This is a genomic window from uncultured Rummeliibacillus sp., from assembly GCF_934216135.1.
Taxonomy (GTDB): domain Bacteria; phylum Bacillota; class Bacilli; order Bacillales_A; family Planococcaceae; genus Rummeliibacillus.
Genome location: NZ_CAKQBI010000001.1, coordinates 313,560 through 331,342 on the forward strand (window position 1 = coordinate 313,560; position 17,783 = coordinate 331,342).

General features: G+C 34.5%; 16 protein-coding genes and 1 other RNA gene. 15 read left to right on the top strand and 2 right to left on the bottom strand.

The genetic code is table 11. The features are described 5' to 3' along the window. The first annotated feature begins 10 nt into the window (after positions 1–10). From panB to Q0977_RS01610, 9 genes are all read left to right on the top strand, one after another. A complete protein-coding gene (gene panB, locus Q0977_RS01570; RefSeq protein WP_299509990.1) occupies positions 11–850 on the top strand; it encodes a 3-methyl-2-oxobutanoate hydroxymethyltransferase in 840 nt (279 codons plus the stop codon). Further along, positions 847–1,701, top strand: coding sequence for a pantoate--beta-alanine ligase (gene panC, locus Q0977_RS01575; protein WP_119415380.1), 855 nt, complete (start codon positions 847–849; stop codon positions 1,699–1,701). Before panB ends, panC begins: the two co-directional genes overlap by 4 nt. Continuing rightward, positions 1,701–2,087, top strand: coding sequence for an aspartate 1-decarboxylase (gene panD / locus Q0977_RS01580; protein WP_119415379.1), 387 nt, complete (start codon positions 1,701–1,703; stop codon positions 2,085–2,087). The genes panC and panD overlap by 1 nt, the downstream gene beginning before the upstream one ends. Positions 2,088–2,375: 288 nt before the next feature. After that, complete coding sequence (dinG, locus tag Q0977_RS01585; protein ID WP_119415378.1) at positions 2,376–5,153, top strand: ATP-dependent DNA helicase DinG; 2,778 nt, start codon at positions 2,376–2,378, stop codon at positions 5,151–5,153. A gap of 65 nt (positions 5,154–5,218) precedes the next feature. Then, positions 5,219–5,701 (top strand): DUF5590 domain-containing protein, encoded by a 483-nt coding sequence (locus Q0977_RS01590; RefSeq protein WP_119415377.1) that lies wholly within the window; start codon positions 5,219–5,221, stop codon positions 5,699–5,701. Positions 5,702–6,019: 318 nt separating this feature from the next. Then, on the top strand, positions 6,020–7,315 hold the full coding sequence (asnS, locus tag Q0977_RS01595; RefSeq protein ID WP_299509997.1) for an asparagine--tRNA ligase: 1,296 nt from the start codon (positions 6,020–6,022) through the stop codon (positions 7,313–7,315). A gap of 98 nt (positions 7,316–7,413) precedes the next feature. Continuing rightward, positions 7,414–8,148: a DnaD domain-containing protein gene (locus tag Q0977_RS01600; protein ID WP_119415375.1), complete on the top strand. Its 735-nt coding sequence runs from the start codon at positions 7,414–7,416 to the stop codon at positions 8,146–8,148. A gap of 13 nt (positions 8,149–8,161) precedes the next feature. Then, the gene (gene nth, locus Q0977_RS01605; protein ID WP_119415374.1) at positions 8,162–8,818 is read left to right on the top strand and encodes an endonuclease III; all 657 of its coding nucleotides are present in this window, start codon (positions 8,162–8,164) and stop codon (positions 8,816–8,818) included. Beyond that, positions 8,819–9,166: a YpoC family protein gene (locus Q0977_RS01610; RefSeq protein WP_119415373.1), complete on the top strand. Its 348-nt coding sequence runs from the start codon at positions 8,819–8,821 to the stop codon at positions 9,164–9,166. Positions 9,167–9,306: 140 nt separating this feature from the next. Here Q0977_RS01610 and Q0977_RS01615 read toward each other — a convergent pair whose 3' ends face one another. Continuing rightward, complete coding sequence (locus tag Q0977_RS01615; protein ID WP_119415372.1) at positions 9,307–11,919, bottom strand: PBP1A family penicillin-binding protein; 2,613 nt, start codon at positions 11,917–11,919, stop codon at positions 9,307–9,309. A gap of 35 nt (positions 11,920–11,954) precedes the next feature. Beyond that, positions 11,955–12,560, bottom strand: a complete 606-nt coding sequence (recU, locus tag Q0977_RS01620; protein WP_119415371.1) for a Holliday junction resolvase RecU — start codon at positions 12,558–12,560, stop codon at positions 11,955–11,957. Between the two features lie 174 nt (positions 12,561–12,734). Between recU and Q0977_RS01625 the strand changes: the two genes are divergently transcribed. The 6 genes from Q0977_RS01625 (at position 12,735) to rnpB (ending at position 17,782) form a co-directional block, all read left to right on the top strand. Then, on the top strand, positions 12,735–12,911 hold the full coding sequence (locus Q0977_RS01625; protein WP_158582333.1) for a hypothetical protein: 177 nt from the start codon (positions 12,735–12,737) through the stop codon (positions 12,909–12,911). Positions 12,912–12,976: 65 nt separating this feature from the next. Then, positions 12,977–13,339, top strand: coding sequence for a YppE family protein (locus tag Q0977_RS01630; protein WP_367269415.1), 363 nt, complete (start codon positions 12,977–12,979; stop codon positions 13,337–13,339). After that, complete coding sequence (locus Q0977_RS01635) at positions 13,332–15,614, top strand: DEAD/DEAH box helicase (RefSeq protein ID WP_124217833.1); 2,283 nt, start codon at positions 13,332–13,334, stop codon at positions 15,612–15,614. The genes Q0977_RS01630 and Q0977_RS01635 overlap by 8 nt, the downstream gene beginning before the upstream one ends. Further along, complete coding sequence (locus tag Q0977_RS01640) at positions 15,615–16,874, top strand: ribonuclease H-like domain-containing protein (protein ID WP_119415369.1); 1,260 nt, start codon at positions 15,615–15,617, stop codon at positions 16,872–16,874. An 86-nt stretch (positions 16,875–16,960) separates the two neighbouring features. Continuing rightward, a complete protein-coding gene (gene gpsB / locus Q0977_RS01645; RefSeq protein WP_233548046.1) occupies positions 16,961–17,287 on the top strand; it encodes a cell division regulator GpsB in 327 nt (108 codons plus the stop codon). A gap of 131 nt (positions 17,288–17,418) precedes the next feature. Continuing rightward, positions 17,419–17,782, top strand: an RNA gene (gene rnpB / locus Q0977_RS01650) — RNase P RNA component class B. The last annotated feature ends 1 nt before the right edge of the window (position 17,783 follow it).

A 17,783-nucleotide genomic window follows, 5' to 3' on the forward strand; every position in this document is an offset into this window, starting at 1 on the left:
GAGAGAGTGTATGAAAAGTACAACTGAATTTCTAAAGATGAAAGAACGAAAAGAGAAAATCGTCATGTTAACTGCTTATGATTACCCTTCAGCTATGCTCGCTGAAAGCGCTGACATTGACATGATTTTAGTTGGAGATTCACTAGGAATGGTCGTTCTAGGCTATGATTCAACAGTAAATGTAACTTTAGATGATATGATTCATCATGGTAAAGCAACAAGAAGAGGCGCAAAAGATACGTTTATCGTAGTAGATATGCCATTTGGTAGTTATCATGGCGATGTAGGCGATACATTAAAAAATGCAGTCAAGCTATTTCAACAAACAGGCGCAAATGCTTTGAAATTAGAAGGTGCTGGCAATCTAGTGAATTCTATTAAGACACTAATATCAGCCGGTATTCCAATAGTTGGACATCTAGGGTTGCAGCCACAATCAGCTGCTGTGTTAGGGGGATATAAAGTACAAGGGAAAACAACTGAAGCAGCAGAAAAACTGATTCAAGATGCGCTTGAACTTCAAGAAGCAGGTGTCTGTGCTATCGTACTAGAATGTGTACCACACCAATTAGCAGGAATTGTAACTGAAAGATTAGACATTCCTGTTATTGGTATTGGAGCAGGTAAAGAGGTTGATGGACAGGTATTAGTATTCCATGACACATTATCATATGGTAGTCATCACGTTCCAAAATTTGTGAAAAAATTCGCAGATGTAGGTTTCGAAATAAGACATGGTGTCACTGCTTATAAAGATGCTGTTAAAAAAGGGGAATTTCCAGCACCTGAACATCAATTTTCAATGTCAGCAGAAGCTCTAGGTCATCTATATGGAGGAATTAAAAGATGAAAGTTGTCACAACCATCCTTGAATTACAACAAGAATTAGAAAAGCATAGAGAAACAAAGAAAAAAATTGCATTAGTTCCAACTATGGGCTTTTTACATGATGGTCATTTAACTTTAGCGAAAGCAGCAAGAGAAGAAAATGATCTAGTTGTAATGAGTGATTTTGTCAATCCTACACAATTTGGACCAAATGAAGACTATGATAGTTATCCAAGAGATTTAGAGCATGATATGAAATTGGCTACAGAAGCTGGTGTAGATTATTTGTTTGCTCCGACAGTAGAAGAAATGTATCCAACAGATGGAGGAATTCGATTTGAAGCAGGTCCTGCATCTAAAATTCTTTGTGGGGCAACAAGACCCATCCATTTTAATGGGGTTTTACAAGTTGTTTCAAAACTATTCCATATTGTTCAACCAACAAATGCTTATTTTGGGCAAAAGGATGCTCAACAATTAGCACTTATTAAAATGATGGTGAGAGATTATAATTTTTCAGTTACGATTTGCAGTGTGCCAATTGTTCGGGAAGAAGATGGCCTTGCGAAAAGCTCAAGAAATGTTTTTTTAACAGAGGAAGAAAGAGAACAGGCACCGAATATACAAAAAGCTTTGCAACAGGCAAAAGCAGAATTTGTAAAATCACACGATAAAGAAAAAGCAATACAAATAGCTGAAAAGATGATTGAAAGTGAAACATCAGGGAAAATTGACTATTTAGAATTACGTAGTTATCCGGATTTACAAGAAGTACATCCTGATACATGTCACTTTTTACTTGCGACAGCAGTTAATTTTTCAAACGTTAGATTAATAGACAATATTCTTTTTTCGATTGAGGAGACTAAATAATGTTAAAAATGATGATGACTTCGAAAATTCACCGTGCAACAGTTACTCAAGCTGATTTAAACTATGTGGGTAGTATTACAATAGATGCTGATTTACTTGATACGGTTGGAATTCTCCCAAACGAAAAAGTTCAAATTGTAAACAATAATAACGGAGCTCGCTTTGAAACTTATACAATTGCTGGTGAACGAGGTTCTGGAGTGATTTGTTTAAATGGCGCAGCGGCTAGGTTAGTTCAGCCAGGAGATATTGTTATAATCATAGGCTACAGTTATTTGACGCTGGAAGAGGCACAAAAAAATGAACCTAAAGTTGCCATACTAGATGAAAATAATAAAGTAAAACAATTAATTCACTATGAACCAGAAGCAACCGTTATGAATTAATTGTATAACTAGCTAGCAAGGGCTGTTTAATTAGTGTGAAAATCACTAACTAAACAGCCTTTTTGATGTTCATATCCTTAAAGATTATATTTTTGTAAAATAAAGAAAAATCATATTATTTACATTAATTGAAAATCCTTCAGAATATATTTTCCATTTATAATATTTTTCAATATAGATATTGCCGGTTCCTAAAATAAATAAAAACACATGGTATCAATTCAGCTATTCTCTTTGAAATATGATAAAATCATCAATATAACATGAACGGAAAGTTGTGAAGAATACATGGAAAGTCAAACTTATGCCATTGTCGATTTAGAAACAACTGGTCATTCCTCACAACAAGGAGACCGAATCATTCAAATCGCTATTGTATTAATGAAGGATTGGAAAGTTGTATCAACTTATTCATCGTTTGTAAATCCAGGTAAGGATATTCCTTTTTTTATACAAGATCTAACACATATATCAGATCAAGATGTTGAAAAAGCACCCACTTTTGAAGAACAAGCTGAAGAGATTTTTGAAATTTTGCAAGACACCATTTTTGTTGCACACAATACAGATTTTGACTTGCCATTCTTACAAGCGGAGTTTAAAAGAGCAGGCTTACCAAAATGGCTAGGAAAACATATGGATACTGTAGAATTATCAAAAATTCTTTTTCCTACAGCATATAGCTTTAAGTTACAAGATATTACGATGGAGTTAGGGATTAGTTTAACACATGCTCACCGTGCTGATGATGATGCATTGGCGACTGCTTATTTACTAAAGAGTTGCTGGGAGAGATTATTAACGTTGCCGCTAACAACAATTGAGCAACTTCATATGAGATCTTTCAGATTAAAATCCGATTTATCTCAACTTTTTTTAGATGCAATTCATACAAAAAGAAGAACTTCTCACGATTCAGATACAAATCAATATTACCGTGATGTCGCTATAAAAAAGCCTGTAGAAATTGTTAAATCAAATGTTGAACAGCTCTATTATCCATCTTCTTTTAAGGAAAAAGAAAAACTTTTTAAAGAAGCATTTGATTCTTTTGAGGTACGGCCTGACCAATTTAAAATGATGGACATTGTTTGGCAAGCACTTGTTACAAAACAAGAAATAATGACGGAAGCTTCAACAGGAATAGGTAAGACTCTTGCATACCTGATACCAGCAATCATATATGCTAAAAAGAACGCTAAAACAGTCTGTATTAGTTCATATACATCGCATTTGTTGGATCAACTTTTATTAGAAGAATTACCTAAAGCAGAAACAATTTTAAATACTACTGTTTCTACTGCAATTGTTAAAGGCATGGAACATTATATTGATATTGATCGTTTTTGTGATCTTTTACGAGTAGAAGATGATTCGTATGATGAAAATTTTACGAAGATGCAACTCCTTGTCTGGCTACAAGGAACAGAAACAGGTGATTTAGGAGAAATCACTTTATCTGGTGGAGGGAAATATTTCATAGACAAAATACGTCGAACTCATACAACATCTGAGACGCATCATAAAGGTGCCTATGATTTTTATATCCAAGCACTGTCAAATTGTAAAAAGGCTGATTTAGTTATAACAAACCATTCCATGATATTAGCAGATTTAGTAAGAGAAGAGCCTGTTCTCAAAGATTTAGATGGGGTAATATTGGATGAAGGACATCAATTTTTGCAAGCAGCTACATTAAGAGATGAAAAAATTTTCTCCTACACACAGTGGAAGTATCACTTTGGTCAGCTTGGTTCAACAGAAACAAAATTGTTGGAACATCCTTTTTATTTAGAGCTGTTACAAGAAGATAAAATACCACGTCGAAAATTGCAAAAGTTAGAATTATTATTTGGAGAGATCGTTACACTTTTTGATCAAGAAATCCATCGCCTAATACGAAAACTACCATTACAAAAAACAAGAAATCGCCAACATAAAAATAGTTTTTTGTTATCAAGTGTTCAATTAGAGCAACCTTTTGGAGAACAATTTAGTCGTAAAGTTATAGAGTGGATTCATCTCGCTGAAACAATTACTTCTATCTATTTACGTTATCCTGATGATTTATCGATAAAACAACAAGCAAATATTGCAGATTGGGAGTTTCAACTGAATGAATTAAAAGTAAAAGCTGCAGAATGGGATGCTGTTTTTTTAAGTCATTTAGAAGAAGATACTGCTTGGATCGAAGTAGATACAAGAAGTCTTCCAGGAAGTCTGTATCTATTTAAAAGACCAGTAAAAGTGGAAGATGAAATTACAAACGTATTGCAAAGATTCCGTGGTCAATCAGGAATTATTTGGACATCTGGGACATTGACAGTCCCAAATAATGAACGTTTTATCGCACAACAATTGGGCCTTTCAGAAGATATTCCTTTATATCAATTGCAGGCACCGAAATCTTATTATGATGGGGCAAGTGTATACATTGTTGAAGATATGCCCGATATAAAAACAGTGACTCAATCAGCATATATCGAAGCTGTGGCGGATGCGATTGTGCAAACTGTATTAGCTACACATGGAAGATGTTTTGTTCTATTCACTGCTCAAGATATGCTTAGAAAAACAGTGGAGCTTATCCAAGAGACTGGCATTCTTGAGGATTACATGTTATTTGCACAAGGAATGTCTTCTGGAAGTCGGATGAGACTTTTAAAAATGTTCCAGCGTTTTGAGCATTCTGTTCTTTTTGGAACGAATAGTTTCTGGGAAGGTGTTGACGTTCCAGGGGATGCCCTTTCTGCAGTTATTGTAGTACGTTTACCATTCTCTTCTCCAGAAGAACCATTCTTTAAGGCTAGAGCTGAGAAGTTGTCTAGTAAAGGTATGAATTCTTTCTATAGATTATCGTTACCGGAAGCAATCCTAAGATTTAAACAAGGATTTGGAAGGCTTATTCGTTCATCACATGATAAAGGTGTGTTTATAGTGCTTGATCGTCGTATCGAAACGAAATCATACGGAGAAGAATTTATAAAAGCATTACCAGATATTCCTATCAAAAAAGTGTCGCTCGAACATATGGTCTATGAATTAGAAGATTGGTATAATAATTAAAGCAAAGCTAGCTACGACGTTTATAGTGGCATAAATAAGGACTAAAAGAAACATAAGGTGATATCATGAAAAACTGGATTAAGTTCTTCTCAATATTTTTACTAATTCTAGCACTATCGCTAGTTGTCATAGTTGGATGGAGATCAAACGCTCCTTTTCATAGTGTAGAAAAAACTGCGAAAGCTGCCGTTTTGCATAACCAACAACTAAATACAGTCACTGAAACCTATGTATACCATGGTAAACAACCATATGTAACTGTAATTGGTAAAGATGATAAAGGTAAGAAAAAGGCTATTTTTGTTTCTCAAAATAATAGCGATGAGAAGCCACTAGAAGTCTATCTGAAAGATGGAATTTCAAAAAAAGAAGCTATATCAGAAGCTACTAGAAAAGGTGATGTAAAAGAAATTCTACATACAAAATTAGGAGTAGAAAAACCAGGCGTTGTATGGGAAATAACTTATCTAAACAAACAAGATAAGCTTAATTATGTCTATATCATGTTCGAAAATGGACAATGGTGGAAACGAATATTGAATTTATAACATTCAACAGTGCGATCTGGTCACGAATTTAACATGAAATAGATCATTTCAAAAGAAATTTACAGGAAACTCGTATATAATAAAGATAAGTAATTCTGCATTGTATTTACATAATATTTATGCTGATACTTTTGAAGAATTAAGTGGATCTAAATCAAGACCCATTGCACAATGGAAAGACAAGTAAGTAATTTAAATTTACCTTATGTCAATTCTAAAAAAGAAGTAAAGAATTTCATTGTCAAAACAACTAGAATACGCAAATATTAGGCATAAATAATGATTAGCTTAATGAATGCTTGAAATGCGGAGGTTAATATGGAAAAAATCACAATTCAAGACATGCCAAAACATGTTGGTGAAACAGTTAAAATTGGAGCTTGGTTAGCAAACAAAAGATCTAGCGGTAAAATTGCATTTTTACAATTACGCGATGGTTCAGGATTTGTTCAAGGAGTAGTTGTAAAAGCAAACGTATCAGAAGAAACATTTGCTATAGCGAAATCTATTCACCAAGAAACTTCACTTTATATCACTGGGGAAGTAACAGAGGATACTCGTTCATCATTTGGTTACGAACTTCAAGTGAAAGAAATCGAAGTAATTGCTGAATCTCATGATTATCCAATTACACCAAAAGAACATGGTGTTGAATTCTTAATGGATCATAGACACCTATGGTTACGTTCTAAAAAACAACATGCAAATATGAAAGTTCGTAATGAAATTATTCGTGCAACCTATGAATTTTTCAACAATAATGGATTTGCAAAAGTTGATCCTCCAATTCTAACTGGATCAGCTCCAGAAGGTACTTCTGAGCTTTTCCATACAAAATATTTTGATCAAGATGCATATCTTTCTCAATCTGGACAACTTTATATGGAAGCTGCAGCAATGGCACTTGGAAAGGTATTTTCTTTCGGTCCAACATTCCGAGCAGAAAAATCTAAAACCCGTCGCCATTTAATCGAGTTCTGGATGATTGAACCAGAGATGGCATTTGTAGAACATGATGAATCTCTTGAAATTCAAGAACAATATGTTTCATATATTGTCCAATCTGTACTAAAAAATTGTAAACTAGAATTAGAAATTCTAGGCCGTGATACATCTAAACTTGAAAAAGTACAAGCTCCATTCCCACGCATTTCATATGATGATGCGATCGATTTATTACACGAAAAAGGCTTTGATGATATTCAATGGGGAGACGACTTCGGTGCACCGCACGAAACTGCAATCGCTGAACATTTCGACAAACCTGTATTCATCACATGTTATCCAGTTGGTATTAAACCATTCTATATGCAACCACATCCTGATCGTGATGATGTTGTGCTTTGTGCAGATTTAATCGCTCCAGAAGGTTATGGTGAAATTATCGGTGGTTCAGAACGTATCTGGGATTATGATTTGATGAAAAAACGTATTGCAGATTATGGCTTAGACGAAGAAGCTTATGCATGGTATTTAGACTTACGTAAATATGGTTCAGTACCTCATTCAGGATTTGGTTTAGGTTTGGAACGTACAGTTGCATGGATTACAGGTGCAGAACATGTTCGTGAAACTATTCCATTCCCTCGTTTATTAAACCGTATTTATCCATAAGTAGTAGGTTAGCTTATATTATTATGTTGTAAATCACAAGAAGAACCGCTTAGGCGATTCTTCTTGTTCAATTTTAAAATAAAGGAGAGTTCGATGATATGAAAGAAGCAGAGCGTCTCCAAACTTGGATAGAGCGGGGAAGTGTTAATATTTCTCAGCTTTTTTTTCAGTTTTATAAGGAATTGCAAATCTCAGATGTAGAAGCGATGCTAATTATGCATTTGTATGCATTTCATGAAGAAGGAAATGAATTCCCTACACCTGCTAATATAGCTCAACGTATGAATATGACTGAAGATATGATCTCTACAAGTATGCAAAGACTTATGCAAAAGGGTTTCATGGAAATTCATCAAAAGTTAGATGACAATGGTGTACTTTATGAAGTGATTACCCTAATGCCTTTATGGAGTAGACTTCTGGATATTGTTCTTGTAAAAAGAGATACTGATCAAAATGAAGTAACAAAGTTAAAAGAAGGACAGTTATTTCAATTATTTGAACAAGAATTCGGAAGGTTCCTATCTCCTATGGAAACTGAAATGATTTCCATGTGGCTTGATCAAGATGGTCATTCTCCTGAAATTATTCGTCATGCATTAAAAGAAGCCGTTTTGTCTCAGAAGCTAAGTTTAAGGTATATCGACCGTATTCTTTTTGAATGGAAGAAGAATAATGTAAAAACTTTAGAAGATGTTGAAAAACAAAGCAAGAATTTCCGAAAAAATATTATTCCTAAAACTGTTGAACAGAAGTCCGCAAAAAAAGAGACAGAACAAAAGCCACCAGCAAGTAATGTCCCTTTTTATAACTGGCTAGATCGTCATAAGTGAGAGGTGGATTTAAATGTTAACAATTAAGCAGTGGGAATATTGTCTAGAAAAAATGGAAGAAATGTTTCCGGATGCTCATTGTGAATTAGTCCATGAAAATCCGTTCGAATTAACAATTGCGACTTTGCTGTCGGCACAGTGTACCGATGTACTTGTCAATAAAGTTACCGCTACATTGTTTAAAAAATATAAAACGCCTGAAGATTATTTAGCTGTCTCTTTAGAAGAACTCGAACAAGATATTCGCTCAATTGGTTTATATCGTAGTAAAGCGAAAAATATACAAAAACTTTGCCAACGTTTATTAGACGAATATAACGGTATTATTCCAGATTCACGTGAGGAATTAGTAACTTTACCTGGTGTAGGCCGTAAAACAGCTAATGTCGTTTTATCTGTTGCATTTGGACATCCTGCATTAGCAGTTGATACACATGTAGAACGTGTTACGAAACGATTAGGGCTTTGCAAATGGAAAGATAGTGTATTAGAAGTTGAAAATACTGTGATGAGAAAAACGCCAAAAGAAAAGTGGTCTAAAACTCACCACCAATTAATTTTCTTTGGTCGTTATCATTGTAAAGCACAAAATCCAAACTGTAGTGAATGTCCTTTATTTGAAATATGTAGGGAAGGACAAAAGAGAGCGAAGAAAGGTCTTGTGAAATAGATGATTGAGTGCAAAAAAGAAGCCATATTAAAAGAGCTCGTTGATGAGTGGATTATTAAATGGGAATCATTAAAACAAGAGATTCATCATTCACATACAGCTCGAGATGGTAAAGCTGGAGATATGATGAATAAAGGAATACAACTTTATGAATCTTTTATTATAAAAGCATCTAATGGACAAGATTATTTAGTAGAAAATGAGGATTACGAAATCTTACCGATCAATGCAATAGAAAGATTATCGTTTATCAAGTCCCGTCCGAGTCAATATGCATGTTATAGACAGTTGGATGAATTATTTATAGAAACGAAAAAAAGATGTGCAAGATTGCGTTTAAAACATTAACCAATATGATATATGTTAAGGCAGAATCATTTCCTCATGATTCTGCCTTTTTTTCATCATATGATGTAATTGCAATAATTAAAAAGGCTGTCAACAAGTTTTACCTATACTTGTTGACAGCCTAATATTATCTTAAGAAGCTATTGTTGACTTTCTAGTTCTTCGGGAGAGGAATTTCTTTTTATGCTATTTAGATTTGCTTTATTTTTTCCATTCCCATTCCCGTTATTCGATTGATTATTTTGTTGATTTGAATTTTCTGTTGTTTGATCATTTTGATCTGTATTCGTATTATCTTGGTCATTACCTTCAGAAGGTGTAGTTGGCGTTTCTGATTGATCTGGTGTAGTTGGTGTCTCCGTTTGATCAGGTTCTGTTACGTCAGGTTCAGGTTCAGGTTCAGGCTCAGATGCTTGGATCTGAATCGACGTTGTTGCCGCGCTACTTGTCTTACCACCAGCAATTGCTACAACGGAGAATACATATGTCTTTCCGCTTTCGGCACCACTATACGTGTAAGAATTTGAAGATGTTTCAGTTAAAGCTTGTGAACCTCCACCATCAACTGAGACTGAAATTTTAAAATTAGCTTTTTCGTCGTTAGTCGCTTCATGTGACCAAGTTAGATTAATGGCATTTGAATTAGCATCATATGTTGCCTTTAATCCAGATGGAGCATTTACTTTTTGTTCTTCATCTGTTGTTTCTTCTGGTTTTGTTGTAACCGGTTGTTGACCTTTTACATACAATTCACTTCCAACTCTTACAACTGAGTTTGGTTGAGTGAAATCAGGCGTTTCTGTATTTGCTGAAATTTGGGACATAACGGTTCTGAATAGTTGTTGTGGTAGAACACGTTCGGCACTTGTTGTAATTGGATTTTTATAATTAGTGTATCCACTCCATACAGCGATTGAATATTTAGATGTGTATCCTGCAAACCAAGAATCTGGTACAGATGACTCAGGGAGACCCCACTTACTAAAATCATCTGAACTATAGTTGGTTGTACCGGTTTTACCAGCAACATCTAATCCAGCGATACCTGCCGCAGTACCAGAAGCCCCGAATTTAGAGCTTACTACATCTCGCAACATATCTGTTACCATATATGCTGTGTAATCACTCATTGCAGGTACTGGATCTGGTGTATACGATTTAGCTGTTTTACCATCACGATAGACAATTTTCTTAATCGCATGTGGTTTAGTATAAATACCATTATTACCAAATGCAGCATAAGCACCAGCCATTTCAATAGGAGAAAGGTTGATTTTACCTCCACCAATTGCATCAGATTCAGTGACGTTACTTGCGTTAATACCAAGGTTCTTAACAAAAGATTTAGCTTTATCAGCACCAACTTCTTTAAATGTTTTAACAGCAGGAATATTACGTGAGTTATATAATGCTTGTCGAATTGTAATTGTTCCTTTGTATTGATGGTCAAAGTTATTAATTTGTTGGTTTGTTCCTGTGTAAGTCATTGGCTCATCAACGATTGTTTGGCCTGTAGACCATTTTAGATTTTCAATTGCAGGACCATAATCCATTAACGGTTTCATCGTAGAACCTGGTTGACGATTTGTTAACGCTTCTGCATAGTTAAATCCACGTTCAGGGCCGTAATCACGTCCGCCACCGACAGCTACAATAGCGCCTGTTTCTGTATCAATAACAGATAAGCCTGCTTGAATATCTTTTGTAGGGAAATTAGCATCATTATTCATCGTTTTTTCAACAATTTTTTGTGCTGATGTATCTAATGTTGTATATACATTCACACCATCCGCTAATGCCTTTTCATCCCCATTTTCTTCTAATTCTTTTAAGACAACGTCGATAAATGCATCGTACTTAGAAGAAGAGGCAGTTTTTCTTTTGTTTTCAGGAAGTAGACCTTCTGCTACATCAACTTTTTTAGCAGCTTCCATTTGCTCTTTTGTAATTTTTTTATGTTGATACATTAAACCTAAAACGATATTACGACGTTTTTCTGCACGATCTGGATTTTTAAATGGATTATAAGCATTAGGTGCTTGTGGCATCCCTGCTAAAAGTGCTTGTTGAGCTAAAGTTAAGTCTTTTAAATTTTTACCATAAAAGAATTTAGCAGCTGTTCCAAAACCATAGATACGACCGGACATTAATACTTTGTTAAAGTACATTTCGAAAATCTCTTCTTTTGAATATTCTCGTTCTAGTTGTACGGCTAAATATGCTTCTTGAGCCTTACGTTTTAATGTTTTCCCATTATTTAAAAATGAGTTTTTAATAACTTGTTGTGTTAAAGTACTACCACCTTGTGAGCCAAATCCAAAACGGAAATTAGCTAACACTGCACCACCTAAACGGACAAAGTCGATACCATGATGTTGGAAAAAACGTGAATCTTCAGTTGCGATAATTGCATCACGCATACTAGTTGGTATATCTTCGTATGCTACATGTTCACGTTCTTGATCGCCCATTGTATAAAATACTTTGCCATTATTATCAAAGAATTTTGATGATACTGGGTCTTTTAATAATTCTTCATCTAATTTAGGTGCTTGCGCTGCATAGAATGCAAACACTCCACCACCTATTGCAAACATTGCTATACCAATTGCTAAGATAGCAATGATAATTTTCTTAATCCATGAACGATTAGGTCCTTTGGGGCCTTTTGGTCCTTTCTTCTTTGTATGTCGCTTTCTCTGTTGTTCTTCTAGTTGCTTTCGTTGCCTACGAGAATTTATTTGTTGATCCACAACATTCTCCTCACTTTCTCATAACTACGATCAAGTTATGGTAGCAATTGTGTGATTGCTTTTAAATAATCTAATTTTGGAACAAGTCCTAGTTTTATTTCTATAGCTTGTTCCTCGAATTCACTCAAAGGAATTGATTTTCTACCACCTTCAAGCATTCGATTCCATGCTTTTAATAGCATTTCCAAAGGTACTACAAAATAGCGCTCTAAGGAAGAAAAACGTACTAATAAGAAGCATATTCCCTTCTGCTTTGCAGAAGACTCCATATGAGAGACTTGATGGGGATGGACATTTTTTAAAGGAAAAGATGTTTTATTTTCTGTTTCCTTTGCATCAAAGTCAATGTAGTAGCCATTATAAACACCATTGTAGTCGGTAGTGGATGGTGTTCGAAAATATGCTTCACGAATGACAGCGGCGCTTCTCGATGGGTACTCTACTTTGACGATTTGAATAGGAACAGGTTTCTTATGAATTACAGCAATATTCCTTTGTCGATAGAAATCATTGGTTTCATCTATTTCTTCTTCAAGAGTTCTCCCACGATTACTATAAGATAAATCCTTCTTTTTCGGAAGTTTTACCTCTAGTTTTTGGGTTGGCGAATATTTCTTCCCATTTGGATAACGAATAGTCATAAAAACACCTCATCTGCATTCTATAATACCATAAACCTTATAGGTTATATGATGAGAATTCCATTAGAAAATGTTAAAAAAAATTACTATTATCGTCGAATCTCCACTTGTTTTGTCCACTATAAAGGATTTGTTTTTTATATCTTGAAAGTTAACAGCAGGGAGGCGATGAAGATGCAAAGAATAGATAAGCTTATTACTTTAATTGATATGGTGGATAAACTATTAGAAAACAGAGTAAACCATGAGGAAGAAATGTATAATAAAACACTTGAAAGAAATATGAGATACGTTGCAAACCGCCTTGAATTGATTGAAGAACAAAAAGAATATTTGTTCGCTTTAAAGTAGTGAAATAACAACTTTTTTGATACACTTAAAATAGTAGAGGAAAATATATTTTGGAGGTGTGTATAATGTTACAAACATTAACAGACGAGTTATTAGATGAATGTAAAGAATGTTGGCAACGATTTTTGAAAATGAGAGAAACTGACACATCTCCAGATTTTTTTATAGATGTAAAGCCACATGCAGATTTGTATCATCAAAAATTGATCACCTGGCAAAAGGAAATAGAAACTTGGATTGATCAAGAAAAGCCAAAGTATATGCATAAAACACAAATTCGAAATGCTGTCGATGCAATGGATCAGTTTGTTGTGCAATCTTTTTATCAGAAAACAAGTAAAAAAAGATTATATCAATCGATTCAATCAGTTACATATACATTAGAAAGTTTGCAACGTATTTTACAAAAGGATGATTTAGATGATTAGTAAAAAGAAAACCATCGAAGAACTTTTACAAGAATGGCAAGCCAATCCCGAAATGCAAGATAGAGTTGAATATGTTCATACTATACCACCTAAACCAGCTAAATTAGTTGACTTTCCTAGTAAATTACATCCTTCATTAGTAAAAGCATTGCATAAGAGAGGGATAGATCAATTATATTCCCATCAGAGAGAAGCTTTTGAATATGCTATTAATGGCCAATCTTTTACTGCTGTAACACCTACTGCGTCAGGAAAATCACTTTGTTATCATTTACCGGTACTTCAAGCCATTTTGGAAAATAAAGCATCGAGAGCTTTATATTTATTTCCAACGAAAGCGCTTGCTCAAGATCAAAAAAGCGATTTAAATAATTTAATCGAAGATAGTGGTGAAGAAATTTTAAGTTATACATATGATGGAGATACTGCACCTGGAATTCGACAAAAGGTCCGCAAAGCAGGTCATATTGTGATGACTAATCCAGATATGTTGCATTCAGGCATATTACCGCATCATACAAAATGGGTCTCACTATTTGAAAATTTACAGTATATTGTGATAGATGAATTGCATACGTATAAGGGAGTATTTGGTTCACATGTAGCACATGTACTTAGACGTCTTCTTCGAATTTGTCATTTTTATGGGAGTCATCCAATTTTTATTTGTACATCTGCTACGATTAAAAACCCTAAGGAATTAGCAGAGACCTTGACCAATGCGCAGCATCAATTGATTTCACAAAATGGAGCACCAACTGGCAAGAAAACATTTTTGTTTTATAATCCTCCGATTATCCATCCAACTTTTGGCGTTCGTAGAAGTGCCATTTTAGAAGTGCGGGATTTAGCGAGAGATTTGTATAACTCTAATATCCAAACGATTATTTTCGCGAAAAGTCGGGTTCGTGTTGAAATGCTAGTTACTTATATGAAATCTTTGACTGCAAAGAAAATTCAAGATGAGACAATCCGAGGGTATCGAGGAGGATATCTACCATCTGAGAGACGGAAAATTGAAAAAGGATTAAGAGATGGTACTATACAATGTGTTGTTTCGACCAATGCGCTAGAATTGGGGGTAGACATTGGTCAATTGCAAGCATGTATTATGACAGGGTATCCTGGTAATATTGCAAGTGCATGGCAGCAAGCGGGACGCGCGGGAAGAAGACAAGATGACGCATTAATCATTTATGTTGCCCAATCTACGGCTTTGGACCAATATATTATTAAACATCCATATTATTTATTTGAAAGTACCCCTGAAGAAGCAAGGGTATATCCAGACAATATGTTAATACTGATGGATCATTTAAAATGTGCTGCTTTTGAATTACCGTTTTCTGTAAATGACACTTATGGAGAATTTGAAGTGCAAGATTTGTTAGAATATCTACAAGAAGAGGGTATTCTTATAAAGACTTCAGAAAAGTGGCATTGGATGAGTGATAGTTTTCCAGCACACGATATAAGCCTTAGATCAGCTTCGCAAGAAAACGTTGTGATTATTGATCAATCTATCCCTGCACAAACGAAAGTTATTGGTGAAATGGATCGTTACAGTGCATTGACATTGCTCCATGAAGAAGCTATCTATTTACATCAAGGAACGCAATTTCAGGTAGAAAAATTAGACTGGGATGAAAAAAAAGCATATGTACGTGAAGTGGATGTGGACTATTTTACAGATGCCAATTTAGCTGTAGAGTTGAAAGTAATCAGTGAAGATAAGAGTAGACAAATTGGGCATGCTGAAGTTGCGTTTGGAGATTTAATGACACTAGCTACTGCCACTATTTTCAAAAAAATACGTTTTGGAACGCATGATAATATCGGAAGTGGACCTATACATTTACCTCCTGAAGAACTACATACAAGTGGTACATGGTTATCTTTTGACCAGCCTGAAAATTGGAAAGAAGATGATTTGACAGGAGCTATGACAGGGGTAGCATATGCTATGAATAGCTTTATTCCACTATTATTACAAAGTGATCGTAGTGATGTTCATGTAGTTCCTCAAGTAAAAGCAACACATTCTGAAAAACCTACTTTTTTTGTTTATGATCGTTATCCAGGCGGAATAGGATTGAGCGAACGCATTTATGATCTATGGGATGAGCTTTTACACCATGTTTATGAACATGTTAAAAGTTGTCCATGTCAAAATGGATGTCCTTCTTGTATTGGAGCTCAAGATATTAGTGCTGAAGGAAAAAAACAGGTTTTAACTTTCTTAAAGACAATATTATTAGCAGAGTTGGATGATTAAATGTCATATGAAAATAAAATTCTTCAAATGAAGAAAATGCGAAAAAAAAAGCCAGAATCAGAACAAAATGCTGAAAAAGTATTCAAAAAACCTGATGTACCGACATATGCGAAACAATGGGAAGATGCAGGGTTAAAAAGAATTGATAATAAATTTGGAATTGTATTTTTGCTTGAAAAGCATTATTCAACTAATTATAAGCATGGTGATTTTTATTTAGGTGAACTATATAATGCATTTCAATTATGGAATAATACAGAGCAAAAACATCCGTTAGCACTAGAGAATGATAACAACTTAGTTTTTTACGATACGGAAACGACGGGATTAAAAGGTGTAGGCACACAGATTTTTTTGAATGGTATATTAGAAGCAGAGCCAGGTGGTTTTGTATTAAAACAATATGTTCTAGCAGATCCCAGCCATGAAGTAGCTTTCTTATGGGAGTCAAAATTATGGCAAGCCAATAAGACAATTGTTACATACAATGGCAAAAGCTTTGATTGGCCACAATTACAAACTCGTTTTACTTTGCATAGAAAAGATTTGCCTAAATTGCCTGAACAAAAGCAAATCGACCTACTACATGGTTCTAAGCGGATATGGAAAGATGATCTATCTCGTATGAAACTTTCTCAAGTAGAGGAAGAAAAATTAGGCTTTCATAGAATAGGTGATATACCGGGTTATCTTGCGCCTATTATCTATTTAGATGCTGTTAAGAATGGAAATCCTTCTACATTATTAAAGGTACTTGAACATAATGAATACGATTTGTTGTCATTAATAACACTTTATATACAAACTACAAAACTATTGTGTGAAGATATTAAAAAAGAATCCGCTACCACTTATACGAATATTGGAAAATGGTATGGGGATTTAGCTGAAACTGAAAAAAGTAGTGAATTATTAAAAAATGTTACAAAGCTATATAAGAGTGATGAAGCAGGATATGCATATTACCATCTTGCATTTCAACAAAAAAAGCAACAGCTTTTTGAACAAGCCTATTTATCATTTAAAAGCGCTATTCCATTCATTAAAGAAAGACAAAAAATTATTGCTTTGATTGAACTAGCTAAAATTGATGAGCATCGAAATAAAAATTATGAACAGGCAATTTATTATAGCCAACATGCTTATAAACTTGTGGAAAATAGCATAATATGGAACGATGAAATAAAATTCAAGAAGTTACGTGAGATAGAAAAAAGAATAGTTAGAAACGAAAGAAAAATATCATCACCTGGGAAATGAATAACTTTGCTAACAATGGAAGTAACAGAGATAGACTAGAGCGAAATGTGCTATAATTATAAGACCTATATATATATGGAAGGAAGATGGAAATGGACATTAAATTATCTGCAAAGACGATATTAGATAAAGATTTTAAAACAGGAATTAGAGGTTATAGTCAGGATGAAGTAGATCAATTTCTAGATATTATTATCCAAGATTATGAATCTTTTGAGAAAGCATTAGCGAAAAAACAACAAGAGGTTGATGCATTGAAAAATGAATTGAAACAAGTTCAACTACAAGCAACAACGACTGAACCAAGACGCCAATCAACATCTTCAGCGTATACAAATAATACAAACTTTGATATTCTAAAACGAATTGCCAATTTAGAGAAGCATGTATTTGGCGACAAACTTTACGATTAATAGTAAATAGAAGCAAAGTTTTGAAGTGATTTGTTACGTATGTCAAGAAATTTTTTATTAAAATTCATTTAATAACTATTAACCCCTTGAAATTAATGAATAATAGGCATATAATAATCAAGTCATCATAAAAGAACAAGTAATCGCTGCAACGCTTGACGTTGTTGAGGAAAGTCCATGCTCGCACGGTTCTGAGATGACCGTAGTGTTCGTGCTTAGTGAATAAATAAGCTAAGGCAGTCTAATGGCTGACGGCGAGAGGAAAACCTAAGTCTCATTTGGGATATGGTTGAAACTCTATGAAAGTGCCACAGTGACGAAGTTATTACGGAAACGTAATAAGTGGAACGAGGTAAACCCCGCGAGTGAGCAACCCAAATTATGGTAGGGGCGTTCTCCTGAAGGAAATGAATGGATGGAGAGACAAAAGTGTTTTAACGCTTTTGTAGATAGATGATTACTACCCAGTAGTACGAGGCGAGAGCCGTTATAGTAC